The organism is Nonomuraea fuscirosea (assembly GCF_003001935.1).
Taxonomy (GTDB): Bacteria; Actinomycetota; Actinomycetes; order Streptosporangiales; family Streptosporangiaceae; genus Nonomuraea; species Nonomuraea fuscirosea.
On record NZ_PVNG01000019.1, the window covers coordinates 45878 to 60901 of the forward strand.

At 69.7% G+C, this 15024-nt stretch carries 15 protein-coding genes and 1 pseudogene; 7 read left to right on the forward strand and 9 right to left on the reverse strand.

The genetic code is table 11. The features are described from left to right. Positions 1-287: 287 nt before the first annotated feature. A complete protein-coding gene (locus tag B0I32_RS37215; RefSeq protein WP_219912206.1) occupies positions 288-758 on the reverse strand; it encodes a Clp protease N-terminal domain-containing protein in 471 nt (156 codons plus the stop codon). 7 nt (positions 759-765) lie between these two features. Further along, positions 766-966 (reverse strand): hypothetical protein, encoded by a 201-nt coding sequence (locus B0I32_RS37220; protein WP_106247777.1) that lies wholly within the window; start codon positions 964-966, stop codon positions 766-768. A gap of 84 nt (positions 967-1050) precedes the next feature. Here B0I32_RS37220 and B0I32_RS37225 point away from each other — a divergent pair, with 84 nt between their 5' ends. Continuing rightward, complete coding sequence (locus B0I32_RS37225) at positions 1051-1743, forward strand: DUF998 domain-containing protein (protein WP_106247778.1); 693 nt, start codon at positions 1051-1053, stop codon at positions 1741-1743. Between the two features lie 334 nt (positions 1744-2077). Here B0I32_RS37225 and B0I32_RS37230 read toward each other — a convergent pair whose 3' ends face one another. Next, entirely contained in the window at positions 2078-2749 is a 672-nt protein-coding gene (locus B0I32_RS37230) for a response regulator (protein WP_106248009.1), read from the reverse strand. Then, the gene (locus tag B0I32_RS37235) at positions 2746-4101 is read right to left on the reverse strand and encodes a sensor histidine kinase (protein ID WP_245956253.1); all 1356 of its coding nucleotides are present in this window, start codon (positions 4099-4101) and stop codon (positions 2746-2748) included. The genes B0I32_RS37230 and B0I32_RS37235 overlap by 4 nt, the downstream gene beginning before the upstream one ends. A 275-nt stretch (positions 4102-4376) precedes the next feature. Here B0I32_RS37235 and B0I32_RS37240 point away from each other — a divergent pair, with 275 nt between their 5' ends. Genes B0I32_RS37240 through B0I32_RS37255 form a run of 4 tightly spaced genes read left to right on the forward strand, consistent with a single transcriptional unit; the run spans position 4377 to position 8946 of the window. Next, the gene (locus B0I32_RS37240; protein ID WP_106247781.1) at positions 4377-5267 is read left to right on the forward strand and encodes an ABC transporter ATP-binding protein; all 891 of its coding nucleotides are present in this window, start codon (positions 4377-4379) and stop codon (positions 5265-5267) included. Beyond that, positions 5264-6337 (forward strand): ABC transporter permease, encoded by a 1074-nt coding sequence (locus B0I32_RS37245; RefSeq protein ID WP_106247783.1) that lies wholly within the window; start codon positions 5264-5266, stop codon positions 6335-6337. The genes B0I32_RS37240 and B0I32_RS37245 overlap by 4 nt, the downstream gene beginning before the upstream one ends. Further along, complete coding sequence (locus tag B0I32_RS37250; protein WP_106247785.1) at positions 6334-7779, forward strand: S41 family peptidase; 1446 nt, start codon at positions 6334-6336, stop codon at positions 7777-7779. The genes B0I32_RS37245 and B0I32_RS37250 overlap by 4 nt, the downstream gene beginning before the upstream one ends. 12 nt (positions 7780-7791) lie before the next feature. Then, positions 7792-8946, forward strand: a complete 1155-nt coding sequence (locus B0I32_RS37255) for an alpha/beta hydrolase family protein (RefSeq protein WP_106247786.1) — start codon at positions 7792-7794, stop codon at positions 8944-8946. Positions 8947-9564: 618 nt separating this feature from the next. Here B0I32_RS37255 and B0I32_RS37260 read toward each other — a convergent pair. Beyond that, complete coding sequence (locus B0I32_RS37260; protein WP_245956254.1) at positions 9565-11796, reverse strand: MMPL family transporter; 2232 nt, start codon at positions 11794-11796, stop codon at positions 9565-9567. Then, positions 11793-11918 (reverse strand): hypothetical protein, encoded by a 126-nt coding sequence (locus B0I32_RS61120; RefSeq protein WP_281262644.1) that lies wholly within the window; start codon positions 11916-11918, stop codon positions 11793-11795. Before B0I32_RS61120 ends, B0I32_RS37260 begins: the two co-directional genes overlap by 4 nt. A gap of 95 nt (positions 11919-12013) precedes the next feature. Between B0I32_RS61120 and B0I32_RS37265 the strand changes: the two genes are divergently transcribed. Beyond that, positions 12014-12607, forward strand: coding sequence for a TetR/AcrR family transcriptional regulator (locus tag B0I32_RS37265; protein ID WP_106247788.1), 594 nt, complete (start codon positions 12014-12016; stop codon positions 12605-12607). 192 nt (positions 12608-12799) lie between these two features. Here the strand turns inward: B0I32_RS37265 and B0I32_RS60355 are convergent, their stop codons facing one another. The 3 genes and pseudogenes from B0I32_RS60355 to B0I32_RS61820 form a co-directional block, all read right to left on the reverse strand. Continuing rightward, a complete protein-coding gene (locus B0I32_RS60355; protein WP_181308207.1) occupies positions 12800-12976 on the reverse strand; it encodes an MMPL family transporter in 177 nt (58 codons plus the stop codon). A gap of 186 nt (positions 12977-13162) precedes the next feature. Continuing rightward, positions 13163-14224, reverse strand: coding sequence for a hypothetical protein (locus B0I32_RS37270; protein ID WP_181308209.1), 1062 nt, complete (start codon positions 14222-14224; stop codon positions 13163-13165). 202 nt (positions 14225-14426) lie between these two features. Continuing rightward, positions 14427-14525 (reverse strand): annotated as a pseudogene (locus B0I32_RS61820) (hypothetical protein); the annotation flags it as partial. Here B0I32_RS61820 and B0I32_RS58130 point away from each other — a divergent pair. Then, on the forward strand, positions 14524-14670 hold the full coding sequence (locus B0I32_RS58130) for a hypothetical protein (protein WP_181308211.1): 147 nt from the start codon (positions 14524-14526) through the stop codon (positions 14668-14670). The pseudogene B0I32_RS61820 and the gene B0I32_RS58130 sit on opposite strands and share 2 nt — an antisense overlap. Positions 14671-15024 lie beyond the last annotated feature (354 nt).

Genomic DNA, 15024 nt, shown 5'->3' on the forward strand with positions numbered 1-15024 from the left:
GTCAAGCAGCGAGTGTCCCCGCTGGCGGGACTGCGTCACGGCGTGTCGCCCGATCATCGCCCTTCCGGTCGTCCTGGTTCGTACCATCTGCACCAACTAACTAACCGGCGACCGCGTCGCCGAGTTCAAGAAGCTCCCGGCCACCATCGACAAGCCGATGCCGGCCGGCCTGGACGTCCACCTGATCTGCATCTACGGCACTCACAAGACGCCGGCGATCCAGGCGTGGCCGGCCCGTCATCCCCGCTTTCACCTGCACGTCACCCCCTGCCTGGGATGGCGTGCGGTCAGGAGCCGTCCCGCGCGAGGCGTTGCGATACGGCCGCGTGATCCACGCCCAGCCGCGCCAGCAGCTCCGCCGCCGGGTCGGGACGTTTCAACTCCAGCAGCGCGCGCAGCAGATGCCTGGTGTCGATGTCGCGGGTCCTGGCCTTCGCGGCCTTGACGGCCTTCGTCAGTACGGCCTGGGCGGTGGAGGTCATCGGCGGGTACTTGCGGGAGGGCACTCCTAGATCGGTGACGAGGTCTCCGAGGTCGATGCCGATGGCCCGCAGGGCCTCACGGTCCAGCGCCTCCAAGGCTGCGTAGGCGGCGTCCAGATCGACCTGAAGGGCTCGTACAGAGTCCGAGCCGGTCTCGTGGAGCAGGCCGAGCAGCAGGTGCTCGGTCCCCATGCGTTTGGCGCCCCCTCGACGCGCCTCCTCCCGGGCGGCGGTGACGACGACCACGAAGGGGCTGCCGGTGAACTGTTCGAACACGGTGTCCTCACTTCCCATGCCGGGCACGCGCGGACTGCCGCGACCTGCCCAGCGCGTCACCGATCTGCTCCCATGATCGTCCCTGTCGCCGGGCGTGGGTGCCGGCTGCGGTCTTCACCTGTTCGGCCAGTGGGTGCAGCACTCCCACGGCTCGCAGGCCGAGGGCCGGGCCGTGTGCTTCGATGCGCTGCGTCAGGTCTTCGACCATGTCTGTCAGTTTGTCTTGACACGACCCATCTGTCAAGTGAAACTGACAGACATCGCGCCATCGTCGGCTTCCTGGAGGCACGTCATGCTCAAACAGATCGGTTTGCGGTGCGGTGTGGTCGCCGGACCGCTGTTCATGCTCGTTCTCCTCATCCAGGGAGCCGTCCGCGACGGCTATGACCCGATCCGCCATGCGGGCAGTTCTCTGGAACTGGGCAGCAGGCTCGGCTGGATACAGCAGGCCAATTTCCTTCTGGCCGGGGTGCTCGTGATCGTCTTCGCGCTGGCCCTGCCTGGCGCGCTGCGAGAGCACGGCCGGCAGCCGGCCTTGGGGCCGCTGCTCGTCGCCCTGTGGGGAGCGGGGCTCATCGGGGCGGGCGTCTTCCTGGACGATCCGGTCAGCGGCTATCCGCCGGGGACCCCGGCACTCACCGTGCCCCCCACCCTCCACGGCGACCTGCACGGCAAGATCTCCCTCGTCGGGTTCCTGGCGCTGGCCGTCGCCTGCTTCGTGTTCACTCGGCGCTTCGCGGGGTGGGGCGAAGGCCGATGGGCACTGTATTCGGCACTCAGCGGAATCCTGTTCTCCATCGGGTTCGTCTTGTTCGTCGCGGCATCTCTCCAGGTGAACGGTCTGGTCGAAGTCGGCGGCCTGATCCAGCGCCTGACGGTCGGCATCGGCTGGCTCTGGCTGACACTGCTGGCGATCCACCTCATCCGGATGCCCGGCGGCCTCCTGCGTGTGGGAGGGAACCGGGCCGCACGTCGGCAACCCTGAGCGGGGGGTTCAGATGCCGAAGTGGCTGACCTACCGGTAGTTCGGCGGTCTACTCCGTCAGAGGGACGGAGGTGAGGTTCTCCGCAGCGGTGTAGGCGAAGCGGTCGAACGGCCCGATCTGGTCGAAGAACCGCGCGAGGTCCTCGGGGGAGGAGGCGTCGACAGTGAGGCCGGCGGCGTTGTCGGGGAGTTCGGCGAGGGCGTGTTCGACCGATGCTGGGCGGCGGGAGCCGATGACGACCCTCGCGCCGGTGGCGGCACTCCTCTGGCCAGCGCTGATGTTGTGCGAAACCGATCATTCATGAGACACCCTGCAGCCACAGTCCGTCTCTCGTCATCCGGTGCCGCCGGGAGAGGCCAGGCCGGTCTCGTAGGCGACCACCACGGCTTGGACACGATCGCGCAGGCCGAGCTTGGACAGGATGCTGGCGACGTGTGTCTTCACCGTGGCCACGCTGAGCGACAACTGGCCGGCGAGTTCGGCGTTGCTCAGGCCGGTGGCGAGCAGACGCAGCACGTCCAGCTCCCGAGGCGTCAGGGCCGACAAGTCGCGGTGGAGGGTGGGCTTCACGTTGTCGCGGCGGGCGAAACGCTCGACCAGGCGGCGGGTGATGGTGGGCGCGAGCAGAGCGTCGCCGGAGCGCACCAGACGTACCGCGGCCACCAGGTGCTCGGGTGAGACGTCCTTGAGCAGGAACCCGCTCGCGCCCGCGGTGAGCGCAGCGTAGACGTAGTGGTCGAGGTCATAGGTGGTCAGGATCAGCACGCGGGTGTCCTCATCGCCGCCCGTGAGGATCCGCCGGGTGGCTTCGAGGCCGTCCATCTGCGGCATCCGGATGTCCATGAGCACGACGTCGGGCCTGGTCCGGCGGACCGCGGCGACGGCTTCGTCCCCGTTGGCGGCCTCGGCCGCCACGTCGATGCCGTTGGCGGTGAGGATCATGCGGAATCCCGTACGGACCAGTGCCTGGTCGTCGGCGATGACGGCGCGCAAGGGCTCGGTCATGCGGTCCTCCACGGGAGGCGGGCCTTGATCCGGAATCCGCCCTCGGCCGTCCGTCCGGCGTCGAGGGTTCCGCCGTAGACGGCGAGCCGCTCACGCAACCCGAGCAGCCCCCTCCCTCCACCGGTCCGGGGCTCGGCTCTGCGTGTACCGCCGGTGTCGGCCACCTCGATCTCCAGCCAGTCGCCGCCATGGCCGATCTTCACGGACGCGGCAGCCCCGGGCGCGTGCTTGATCGTGTTGGTGAGGGCTTCCTGTACGACGCGGTAGGCGGCGAGGTCGATCCCGGGGGGCAGCGGCCCGGGCGGCGACACCGCGACGTCCACCGGCACTCCAGCGGCGCGGACCCGTTCCACCAGAGCGTCGAGCTGGTCGAGCCCGGGTTGGGGTTCGAGCCCGTCGGCAGGCCCGTCGAGGCGTTCGCCGCCCGGGCCGGCCAGGAGGCCCATGACATGGCGCAGCTCGGCCATGGCGGCCCGGCCGCCGGACTCGATGGCGAGCAGCGCCTGTTTCGACTGTTCCGGCTCCGCGTCCATCACGCTGCGGGCGGCGCCGGCCTGGATCACCATCACATTGACATTGTGGGTCACCACATCGTGGAGTTCGGCGGCGATCCGGGAGCGTTCCTCCGCGACGGCCCGGCGCATGGCGTCCGCCTGCTCCTGTCGCATCTCGGCGAGCCGGCGCCGCCAGAAGCGGACGAAGTTTCCGAGCACGCCGGCGCTCAGCAGGGCAAAGAACGGGCCCATCCAGCCGGGCAGCGCGGGCGCGATGTCCCCGAAACCGGCGCCGAGAAGCCCGCCCGCGAGCAGCAGGCCACCCATCGCCAGGACCCGGTTGCGGCTGTGGACGATGGCACCGTACGCGGCGATCGTGCACGTCAGGACGGTGATCCAAGTCGCGTCCGCGTGTGTGGCGCGCGCCGCCACCAGCACCACCCAGAAGACGATGAGCGGGTACCGGCGCCTCACTGCCAGCGGCAACGCCGTCAGCGCCACGAGGAATGCGGGCGCCTCGTGGGATGGAAGCTGGACAAGGGGATGACCGAAGAGCTCTGACGGGCTCTGGGGCAGGACGCGGGGAGATGGTGGGGGGCCGGCCCGGAGCCGCAGGCTCTCGATCACTCCGGGCTGCTGTGCTGCGGCGCCGATCGCCGGATACTGCGCCGCAGCGGTCACCGCGAGGACCGTCAGGGCGATCGCGACCACCACATCTGCGGCGAGCGCCCGGCGGGACAGTCGCGGAGTTCCGTCGCTGCTCCGCTCGGGAGTGTCCCGGGCCGAATCGTCCTCGTTCAACCGGCTGTACAGGTCGAGCACACACCGCCACCACGGCCGTCGTTCACTGGTCTCCACCGGCACATTGTCACGCCTGCCCCGTCCATCCCACATCGGCCGTCGTGACGGCGCTGCAGGCTCTTCAGGACTAGGTCGCGGGGATGACCTGCCGGTCCCTCGTTCTCAAGCACTGGGTGATCTCGGCAGCACGGCCGAAGCGCACAGGCAGGAGCGGCGCCTAGCTTCGTTCCCGGCACCAGGCCGCGGTGCAGCCGCGGCCCCGGATGGCGGCCTCGACGATCGAGGCGCTGTTCATGACCATCCTTTCCAACCGCTGCTCAGGAGGACATAGCGTGACTTCCGTCCTGCAGGCCCAGGCGCTGGGCAAGAAGTACGGCAGCCGCTGGGCGCTGCGCGAGTGCACCATCGACATCCCCGCCGGCCACATCGTGGGGCTGGTGGGTCCCAACGGAGCCGGCAAGTCCACCCTGCTGAAGCTGGCCGGCGGCCAGCTCGAACCGACCGCGGGCGGGATCTCCGTGCTCGGCGGCCGGCCGGGCAGCACGCCCGCGCAGCTGGCCAAGGTCGGGTTCGTCGCCCAGGACACCCCGGTCTACGCGAGCCTGACCGTGGCCGAACATCTGCGGCTGGGAGCCCGGCTCAACCCCCGCTGGGACGGGGCCATGGCGCGTGAACGCATCGCGCGGCTCGGTCTCGTCCCAGCGCATCGGGCGGGTAAGCTGTCGGGCGGCCAGCGCGCCCAGCTCACCCTCACCCTGGGCCTGGCCAAACGCCCCGACCTGCTGATCCTGGACGAGCCCGCGGCCGCCCTCGACCCGCTGGCCCGTCACGAGTTCCTGCAGCACCTGATGGAGGCCGCCGCCGAGCGCAAGCTGAGCGTGGTGCTCTCCTCCCACCTGGTCTCCGACCTGGAACGGGTCTGCGACTACCTCGTCGTGCTGGTCGACTCCCGCGTCCAGATCGCCGGCAGGACCGACCATCTGCTGGCCACCCATTACCGGCTCACCGGCCCGCGCCGCGATCCCGGCAGGCTGCCCGCCGGCCAGTACGTGGTCTCGGCCCGGCACACCGACCGGCAGAGCACGTTCGTGGTCCGTGCCGGTGACCCGATGCACGACCCCGCCTGGACGGTCAGCCGGATCAGCCTGGAAGACCTCGTGCTGGCCTACATGGACCGGCGCACCGCTGAGCACCGGCGGGTCACTCAAGAGGTGCAGGGATGATCTGGCTGACCTGGCGCCAGTTCCGCGGCTCGGCCGCGATGACGGCCGCCGTGCTCCTCGTCCTCGGTATCGCGCTGGCCGTGACCGGCCCGGGTCTGGCCTCCCGTTACGCCGCCGGGATCGCCGACTGCACCCCGAACGACACCTGCACCGACTTCTTCGACCGGTTCTTCGGCGAGTACCAGATCCCCTTCCTGGCCCTCACCCTCGTCGTGCTGATCCTGCCGGCGTTGGCCGGGCTGTTCTGGGGTGCTCCGCTGGTCACCCGTGAGCTGGAGGCGGGTACGCACCTGCTGGTGTGGAATCAGAGCATCACTCGTGCCCGCTGGCTGGCGGTCAAGCTCGGGCTCATCGGCCTGGTCGCCATGGCCTCCGCCGGGGTGTGCGCTCTTGCGGTGACCTGGTGGTCCGACCCCCTGGACAAGTCGGCCGTTCCGGAAATGGCGCGCATGGCTCCTGTGGTGTTCGGCGCGCGCGGCATCACGCCGATGGGGTACGCGGTCTTCGCCTTCGTCCTGGGCGTGACCCTGGGCGTGCTGGTGCGCCGCACCCTGCCCGCCATGGCTGTCACCCTGGTCGCCTTCGCCGCGATTCAGCTCGCCATGCCGCTGCTGGTCCGGCCCTACCTGATGCCGCCGGTCACGTCGACGTTCGAGCTCGGCCGGACGAACGTGGAAGGCATGGTGCCGCAAGACCGGCAGGGCGGAGCCATGCAAGTCTTCCTGAGCACGTCGGCGGTGCCTGGTCATGCGGGAGCCTGGGTCCTGTCCAGCGACCTGGTCGATCCGTCCGGACGCGTCGTCGGCGGCGATCGAGCCTCGGGGCCGTCCTCGACGATCGCGCGGTCCGTCCCGGTCTCCACGACGTCGGGACCCTGCGCGCCCAGGGCAGGACTGGGCACCGACGCGTGTACAGCCGAGATCAACCGGCTCGGCTACCGGCAGCAGGCGACCTACCAGCCGCTGGAGCGGTTCTGGACCTTCCAAGGGATCGAGACCGGAACCTACGCCCTGCTCACGCTCGCCCTCACCTGGCTCTGCTTCCGGCGGATACGGACAGGCCTGTCATGACCGCCTTCACGGCAGGCGTCAGGACCGCGACCGCCGCCCTCGCCCTCCTCCTGACGCCCCTGCTGATGACGGCCTGCACCGCGCCGGCGCCGCCGCGCGGCGAGACGAGCACGGCGGCCGGTACGGTCTGCGCGCCGCCCCAGGGCGCCCCCGGCAAGGAGAGCGCCACCACGATCGACGTCATCGAGCAGGCGTACTCCTGCATCCTCGGCAACTACCACAGCGGCGCCACACTGGACGCCCGCTCCCTGCTGGCCGCCGGGTTCGCCGCCCTGACCCAGGAGCTCAACCGCAACGGACGCGACCTGCCCGAGGCGGCTGCGCCGGCGCTGAACGGCGACCGCAAAGCCGACTGGGCCGCCTTCGAAACCGTCTACCGGAAGATCACCGATCAGGTGCCCGACCTGCGCGACAAGCTCGCCGTCGCCACCCTCGAAGCCATCGTGGCCGCCCTCGATCACCACGCCTCCTGGGCGCACGATGTCCAGCAGCCGCCGGACTACTATGACGGCGACGGCTACGGCCTGGGTCTCGAGGCGAACGTCAACGCTTCGCAGGCGGACGGCAACCTCGACGCCGCCGTACCGCCGCTGTTCGTCACCTCCGTCCAGGGCGGCGCGGCGCAGGCCGCCGGGCTGCGCCCCGGCGACGTCATCGAATCGATCAACGGCTCGGCGCCCTTCATCGACCACAAGGCCACCCCCGCGATCGCCGCCCTCTACCCGCAGTACCCGCAGGCGCGCCCGGTCCGGCTGCGGCTCCTGCGGCAGGGCAGCGGCCGCCGCTGGAGCGTGACGCTCAAGCCCGGCCTCTACCAGCGGGATCTGGCCGCCCTGCAGGTGGTGCGGTCGAAGCTGCTGGACGACGACATCGCCTACGTACGGGTGACCGGCTTCGTACCCGACTCCGCGGACCGGATCCTGCGGGCGATCTCCCGGCTGCGCCAGGGCCGGACACTGTCCGGCGTCGTGCTCGACCTGCGCGGCGCCAGCAGTAGCGGCGGCGGCTCCACGGAAGCGACCCGGCTGCTGAGCGCGTTCGCCCACGGCAAGGTCACCGCCTATCACTGCACCGCCGACGACACCTGCCAGAGCCTGCGCACCGACGACACCGTCGTACTGCTCGGCCTGCCGCTGGTGGTGCTCACCGACCGCGGCTGCGCCTCGGCGTGCGAGCACTTCGCCTCCGCGGTCAAGGACCTGAGGGCCGGCCTGCTGGTCGGCACACGAACTGCCGGCATGATCTCCGGGCCGGCGCAGCCGTACCTGCTCGCCGACAACACCATCCTGAGCCTTCCTGACAAACACCACCTGGGCCCGAACCGTGAGGTCGTCGACCAGATCGGCGTGCCGCCCGATCACCACGTGCCCCTGACCCCCGCAGACGCGGCCGCCGGGCACGACCCCGCCCTGGCCAAGGCCCTGACCCTGCTGCACAAGTGAAGGGACCTTCCGATGAGACACCTCTTGGGAGTCGCCGCGGGGCTGGCCCTCCTCGCCGCGTCCGCCTGCTCCGCGCCCACCCCGCCCAGGGCCGCTGCCGTGTCACCCACGCCGGCCGGCCCTGCCACCCTGCCCGCCCCCACCGGCCCCCACCCAGTCGGCACCACCGTCCTCTACCTCAAGGACACCTCCCGCCCCGACCCCTGGAACCTCGACGCCAAGGCCAGGGAGCTCAAGGTCACCCTCTGGTACCCGGCCAAGCAGCGCGACGGGCAGCGCGCTCCGTATATGACGCCCAAGGAATCCGAGCTCCTCTTGAGAGGCACCGGAATCGCGAGTGCGCCGTACGACACGCTGAGCAAGACCCGGACGAACGCCATCAAGGACGCCGAGCCCGCAGGCAAGACACTACCGCTGGTGGTGCTCTCTCCCGGCTTCACCAAGCCGATGAGCACTCTCACCTCGCTGGCCGAGGATCTGGCCGGCCGCGGCTACGTCGTGGCCGGCATCGACCACACCTACGAAAGCTACGCCACCACCTTCCCCGACGGGCGCATCGCCGAATGCCTCGCCTGCGACAGCAACTCCGATCCTGGCTTCGGCGCCGGACTGGTTCAGGGCCGGGCCGCCGACGTCTCGTTCGTGCTCGACCAACTGCCCTCGAAGTGGGACGGTTCCAGCCGGATCGACCGCTCCCGCATCGCCATGGCCGGCCAGTCGATCGGCGGGTCCAGCGCCATGGCGACCATGCTCGAAGACCCCCGCGTGCGGGCCGGAATCGACATCGACGGCACCGCCTACGCCCGGATCCCCAAGAGCGGCTTCTCCCGGCCGTTCATGTTCCTGGGCTCGGCGCAGCACATCTCCGGAGGCTCCGCCCCCACGTGGGACCGCGACTGGAGACTGCTCACCGGCTGGAAACGCTGGATCGTACTGTCGGGCACCGAACATCAGTCCTTCACTGACACCCCGCTGCTGGCGGACGCCCTCGGCATCACACCTACCGCTGGCGTCCTGCCCGCGGCGCGCGCCGCCGAGCTCACCCGCACCTACGTGGCGGCCTTCCTCGACCAGCACCTGAAGTCCCAGCGGCAGTCCCTGCTGGACAAACCGTCCTCGCGCTACCCCGAGGCCAAGTTCTGCCCCGCCACCTGCGCTCCATCCTGAGGCCCAGCCGTCCCTGAAGCCCTCAGGGGATCCTGAAGACGCCGAATGCCTTCCTGGCCCGGGTGCACCGCGCCGAGCCCGAGCCTCTGGAGTTGTTGCAGGTCTTCGCGGAGCGGGGTCTCGAATGGTGGAGAAGTGCCTCCACCCACCACGAGAACCGGCTCAGTTCGGATCTCCGGAAACTTTCGGGAAGATCCGCTAGATCGCTGATGCGAATTTCGGTGATCGGCTGCGGGCGTGACGAAGGGCGTCCATGGCCGGTTGGCCGCCTCGTCCGCCACCCCCATCGCCACCAAATCCGCCCCGCCCGCAACGCCCCACCGCATCCGTCATGATCTCCACCGCGTCCCGGTACACCTGCGGCAATACCCCACCGCCATACCTGGCCGCCACGGTGGCACCGTCACCACTCCACGCGGAACCGCCTGCGGGGCCACCGCGTCAGCGGCCTCAACCCCGTCGAGCTGGTCGTCAGCAGTCCGCCGGCCAGCCACCGTACCGGCACCGGTGGCGGCGGGGAACCTACGCCGCGTCAACCGTCAGGGGAATGTGGCTCGTGCTTCCGGGATGGTTGTACGGCACCGCCGGTGTCGGCCGAATGTCAGCCGCTCGCCGGGATCAACCCGGGCCTGCCGGGCCGGTAACACGGTCAGGCTGGTGGAGAAGCGTCCGCGGCGCGCCTGCGGGCCACCAGTTGAGCGGGCCGGCCAGTCGCATGAGGCTCGGCACCAGCACGGCCCTGATGACGGTGGCGTCCACCAGCACGGCCACGGCCATGCCCACGCCCAGCATCTGCACGAACGTCACCCGCGCCGGGGCGTAGGCGGCGAACGTGAGCGCCAGGATCCCGCCCGCCGCTGTGATCAGCGGCGCGCCCCGCTGCAGGCCGACGGCCACGGCCCGCTCGGTGTCGCCGGTCCTGTCGTACTCCTCCTTGATGCGTGACAGCAGGAACACCTCGTAGTCCATCGACAGCCCGTAGGCCACACAGAGCATGAGAATCGGGATGCTTGGGTCGAGGGTCCCGGTCGGGGTGAAGCCGAGCAGGCCAGACAGGTTACCTTCCTGGAAGACCCAGACGATCGCGCCGAACATGACGCCGAGACTGAGGACGTTCAGCAGCGTCGCCTTGAGCGGGATGATGAGGCTGCGTGTCATGAGGAACAGGACGGCGAACGTCACGCCGAGCATGAGCGCCAGCACCAGCGGGAGCCGGTCCACGACCGAGGCCCGGTAGTCCGACAGCTCGGCCGGGTAACCCCCGACCAGCACCTCGAAGGGCGGCTCGATGGAGCGGACGGCCGCCACCAGGCGTACCGGGTCGTCGGCCAGGGCGGCGGCCGAGGGCACCGCCGACAACCAGGTTCCCTGTTCGGTCGCGGTGGTGCCGCGGAAGCGGATCGGGTCGCCGTCGCCCACGCGGCGTCCCCCGGCGAAGGAGCCGGCGGCAGAGTCGACCTGGGCGATGCCCGGCAGCCGGGACAACGACTCGGCGTACGCGGATATGTCGCCCGCCGCCGGACCCTTCGAGATGATCTGGATGGCGTCGGTCTCCTCGGCCGGGAACGACTGGCGGATGACCTCCTGCGTCTGCCGGGAGGCGGCCTCCGGTGGCAGGATGCGATCGTCGGCGACGCCGAAGCGCAGCCCGAGGAAGGGTGAGGCGAGCAGAAGCAGCACCGCCGTCGCCAGGCCCCCGAAGACCAGCGGGCGGCGCATCACGCGCACGGCCAGCCCGTGCCAGAACCCCGAGTCTCCGGGCTCGGATCGTGTGGACTTGGGCAGCAGCGTGCCGCCGATCGTGGCGAGCACGGCGGGCAGCACGAGCACCGCTGCCACCAGGCCGCCGACCACCACGGCGATGCCCGCGTAGGCGAACGAGCGCAGGAAGTCGAAGGGCAGCGCGAACAGAACGGCCAGCGACATGGCCACGGTGAGGCCGCTGAACAGCACGGTACGGCCCGCGTGCTCGACCGCCCCCGCGATCGCGCTCGCCCGGTCTCGCCCGTCGCGGATCTCCTCGCGGAAGCGCTGGATGACGAACAGGCAGTAGTCGATGCCGAGCCCCAGGCCCATGGCCAGGGTCAGATTCAGGGCGAAGGTGGAGATCTCCGTCCAGAGCAGGACGCCACCCAGCAGCGCCAGCCCGGTCACCATGGCGAACACCCCAGCCAGGATCGGCACCAGAGCCGCCATCGCGCGCCGCTGGTAGAGCCAGAGCAGCACGAACGCCACCGGAAAGATCACCAGCTCCGCCCGGACGAAGTCCTGCCTGGCCAGCGGCACGGTCTCGCGGAAGACCTCCTCGCCGCCCCCGGCACGGACCTGGAGCAGGTCGTCACCGGCGGTGATCCGCGGCACCAGGACGGGCAGCACCCGGGCGCGCACGTGATCGGCGTCGCCGGGGACGCGCACCACGATCAGCGCGTGCCGGCCGTCCGTACTGCGCATGGTCGCGGGCTTGCCGCGGGTCCAGTACGAGGCGGCCTCGGCGACGCCGTCCTCGCGGCCGACCCTGGCGGTCAGTTCGCGACCCGCCGCCGCCACGGCCGGGTCGTCCACGGTGCCCTGTCTCGCGGTGACCAAAAAGATCATGTCTGGGCTGCCGGTGCCGAATCGCCCGGCCAGCTCGGCCTGTGCCCGGTCGGACTCCGAACCAGGCGCCTCGAACCTGGCCAGCGACAACCCCGACGCCGCGCCGGCCGCCAGTACGCCCGCGGCGATCAGCCCGGCCAGCGCCAATGCCAGCACCAGCCGGCGACGGCGGACGAGCAGGAACCCGAGCCTGCGCAGCGGCGGCCCCACCGTCATCTCCCCGGACTGCCTGGCCGGGGCGCCGACGGCCGTCACGGGCGCGGTCCCAGGACGTCGAGGAGGCGCTCGAAGCTCTCCTGATCGTGCTCGAGCCACCACCAGCGGGAGTGGATGTCGGTGCCGAAGTTGCCGCAGCCCGTGACGAGCACGGTTCTCATGGGGCCTCCCGGGAAACTCGGTAAACTGCTCGTGTTTCTCTGCCGAGCCCAGAAATACAAGTAAATGCTCGCATTTGTCAACGAGGAGGTCGCCCATGCCTGAACGCTCAATCCGTCGGCAGGCGCGCGGCCTGAAGCGCATGGCCGAGATCCTCGACGCCGCCGAACTGGTGGTCGCCGAAGTGGGTTACATGGAGCTGACGACGAACCAGGTGGCCGCGCGGGCCGGGATCTCGCCCGGGTCGCTGTATCAGTTCTTCCGCAACAAGGAGGAGATCCTCGACGGGCTGGTGAAGCGCTACACCGATGACCGGCAGGAGTTCTGGGCCGCCCGGCTCGCCGCCGTCAGCCCGGATGTGCCGCTGGAGACGCTGGTGGAGCGGCTGGTGGATGAGAGTGTGGCGTTCAAGACGGCCTCGCCCGCGTACTGGTCGCTGCTGTACGGCACGGCCACCGGCGATCGGCTGGCGGCGGCCTCGCAGCAGTTGCACGAGGCCATCGCGGGGCACATCGCGGCCCTGTTGCGCCGTCGCACTCCCGGGCTGCCGGAGGAGCGGGCGCTGCTCACCGGGACGATGGCGCTGGCCATGGTGAAGGCGGTGATGCCGATGATCACCACGGCCACGCAGGAACGGGCGGCGGAACTGGTGGCCGAACTGCGACTGATGCTGGTGCGGTACCTGAGCTGAGCGCGCCGCCAGGTGCCAGGGGACAATCGGGCAAGCCCTTCCGGCGGCGTCCGTGCGCCCGCTCGACCGGTGATCGCCATGAGCGCGCCACGCGCTCGGGTTCCGGCTGGGGATCGGGCGTCGGCGGGGCCGGGCGCGGGGGAGGGGCCAGCAGGCGGGGCTGCCACCAGTTGCGGTGCCCGAGCAGCCTCATCAGGCCGGGAGGAGCAACATGCGAATCACGGTGGCGTCGATGAGAATGGCCACCGCCACGGCGAATCCGGCCTGCTGGAAGTCCAGGCGTCGGGTGAACGTCAGCCCGGCGAACGAGACGGCCATGACGGTGGCGGCCAGCGTGAACAGTGAATCGGGGCAGGGTGAAGCTTTCACCGAGCACCGTGATGGTGGCTCCAAGGTCAGCCGCCTCCAATGTTTCCAGTCGCTCCCGGGCTCTTTTAAGCCGGCGGGCAGCTGCCTGGACCAGCGCGGGCAGCACGGGCAACCTCTCCCGGGTGCGGGCGTCGGATCTGGCGCGGACCTCCTGCTCGGCCTTCTTGGCGGAGCAATCAGCTTCGGTCACTGGGCTCGGGACGGCCCACGGCCCCCAACGCTCGGGCTCGTCCAAAGCCCATTGGGTGATGTCCAGGTAGAACCCCCGCACGCCAGTCTGATCATCAAGGCTGCTATGCGGGGCTCCGTTGTCGTGGCGACCGTGCCATTTGGCATGCGGTGCTTGACGGTCTTGACGGCGATTCTGGCCTTCCAGGAGTCTGGCACCTCCGGGGCCAGGTGAAGGCTGTCGATCCCTGGGTGGTGCTGCTCCAGGTCGGCCCAGAAGTAGCCGACGAGGTTCCTGGACAGCTGCATCAACGTGACGTAGTCGATTGAGGGCTGGCGTTCGGTCAGGTAGCTGACAAGCAGGTCGCGAATTGGCTTGCACTTCAGGTCGAATCTGTCGACGAGTTGGGCGGGGCTCGTGAAAGTTGGCGTGGCCGCCAACAGCAGCTCGAGGACATCGCCGACGACAATGTCGTCAATGCCGCCGCCTTTCGCCGCGAGGATCCGGGCAAGGGCGTTGAGTGCCTTCGAGGTGCGCCGTTGGTCCGGTTGCCCGGGCATACGGGCGTTACGCAGGTCAGTGAATCCCTTAGGATCGCGGGCGGTTTCGATGGCCCCACGTAGGTGGGGCGACATACTGCTGGACAGCCAGGCCATGCTGGGGCGGATGACATCGGCGCAGACCAGTGCCAGCAGTCCGGACTCGAGACCTGCTCTCTGCGGCTTCCTGCCGTGGGCGGTTCCCCAGGCAAGGGGAGCCGCAGTCCAGCCGATCGAGGTGGTGGCACCTGGGCTGGCGTTCCAGCGTTGCTGCCAGGTCTCGCCCTCGAAGGTCTCCAGCCAGCGCAGCAGCAGACGCGCACCGACCATCCGCATCAAGTGGGTGGAGTCCTTGCCGTTCTCGAACGGCGGCTGATCCAGTCTGTGGAGAACCTCCTCATGGGAGGATCTGGTGGTGACCCAGTCGGTTCCCGGGCTCCGTGGCGGAAACATCTGCAGGTAGGTCTCGATCTCTCCGCCAGCCAGACTCTTGACGGCCCGGACCGACGGGGCGAGGAGAGGACCAGTGGTGATCGTCACCCAAGCCTCCGCCCGAACAGGACGTCCAGGGCCTCCTGGTTGTAGGCCGGTGCCGGCGGGCTGACCGACGGGGTGTTGCGCCGCTGCTCTTGGCGGGCGTGGTGGGCGATCCCGGCCGCGATGACCTCGTCCCGGGAGGGGTCAAGTACTTCTGGGTCGTGGTCAACTGCCTGTGCGCAAGCATGTGTTGGACGTAGACCAGCGACATGTCCGGATCGTTGGCCATGCGGAAGGACGCCGTATGCCGGAGATCATGCAGGCTCCAGTTGGACCCCAGGATCTCGTTGGCGCGGTTGAACATGGACGCGGTGCACCGCCGGTTCCTTGCGGCGCTGGTAGCGCATACTCCTGTCCTGCCGGAGGCCGCTAGGTTCGCCTATCTGGATGTGGACGACACGATCCGCGCGACGCACGGGTATGCCAAGCAGGGCGCCGGCTACGGCTAGTCCAAGGTGAAGGGACTGAACGCGCTGGGCGCCATCGTGTCGACACCGACATGCGCGCCGCTGGTCGCCCCACCGGCGTTCTTCGCTACAGAGCTTCTACGCCTGCTTCGGCGGTGGACGCTGGCGCACTTCGACGGAAGGCCGTCCGACACCCGGTAGTGCTCAGGCCCAGAGTGTCGCCGCGCAGGCGGAGAAGGCGGCGACCGAGCGTGCGAGGGGAGGAGCCAGGGAGCCAATTTCGAGAGCCACCGCCTTGCGGCTACCTCAGACTGCCCGGGCCATCCTCGGAGTGTTCTGCCAGGTGAGAGGCACCCCAATCGACTCGAATCGACATCCCCGGACTCCCCGGTCTTC

What these genes read in the sequence shown, in the direction of transcription:
- B0I32_RS37220 (WP_106247777.1), bottom strand. Translation starts at nt 966, where the DNA reads ATGGTCGAAGACCTGACGCAGCGCATCGAAGCACACGGCCCGGCCCTC.
- B0I32_RS37225 (WP_106247778.1), top strand. Translation starts at nt 1,051, where the DNA reads ATGCTCAAACAGATCGGTTTGCGGTGCGGTGTGGTCGCCGGACCGCTG.
- B0I32_RS37230 (WP_106248009.1), bottom strand. Translation starts at nt 2,749, where the DNA reads ATGACCGAGCCCTTGCGCGCCGTCATCGCCGACGACCAGGCACTGGTC.
- B0I32_RS37245 (WP_106247783.1), top strand. Translation starts at nt 5,264, where the DNA reads ATGATCTGGCTGACCTGGCGCCAGTTCCGCGGCTCGGCCGCGATGACG.
- B0I32_RS37250 (WP_106247785.1), top strand. Translation starts at nt 6,334, where the DNA reads ATGACCGCCTTCACGGCAGGCGTCAGGACCGCGACCGCCGCCCTCGCC.
- B0I32_RS37255 (WP_106247786.1), top strand. Translation starts at nt 7,792, where the DNA reads ATGAGACACCTCTTGGGAGTCGCCGCGGGGCTGGCCCTCCTCGCCGCG.
- B0I32_RS61120 (WP_281262644.1), bottom strand. Translation starts at nt 11,918, where the DNA reads ATGAGAACCGTGCTCGTCACGGGCTGCGGCAACTTCGGCACCGACATC.
- B0I32_RS37265 (WP_106247788.1), top strand. Translation starts at nt 12,014, where the DNA reads ATGCCTGAACGCTCAATCCGTCGGCAGGCGCGCGGCCTGAAGCGCATG.
- B0I32_RS58130 (WP_181308211.1), top strand. Translation starts at nt 14,524, where the DNA reads ATGGACGCGGTGCACCGCCGGTTCCTTGCGGCGCTGGTAGCGCATACT.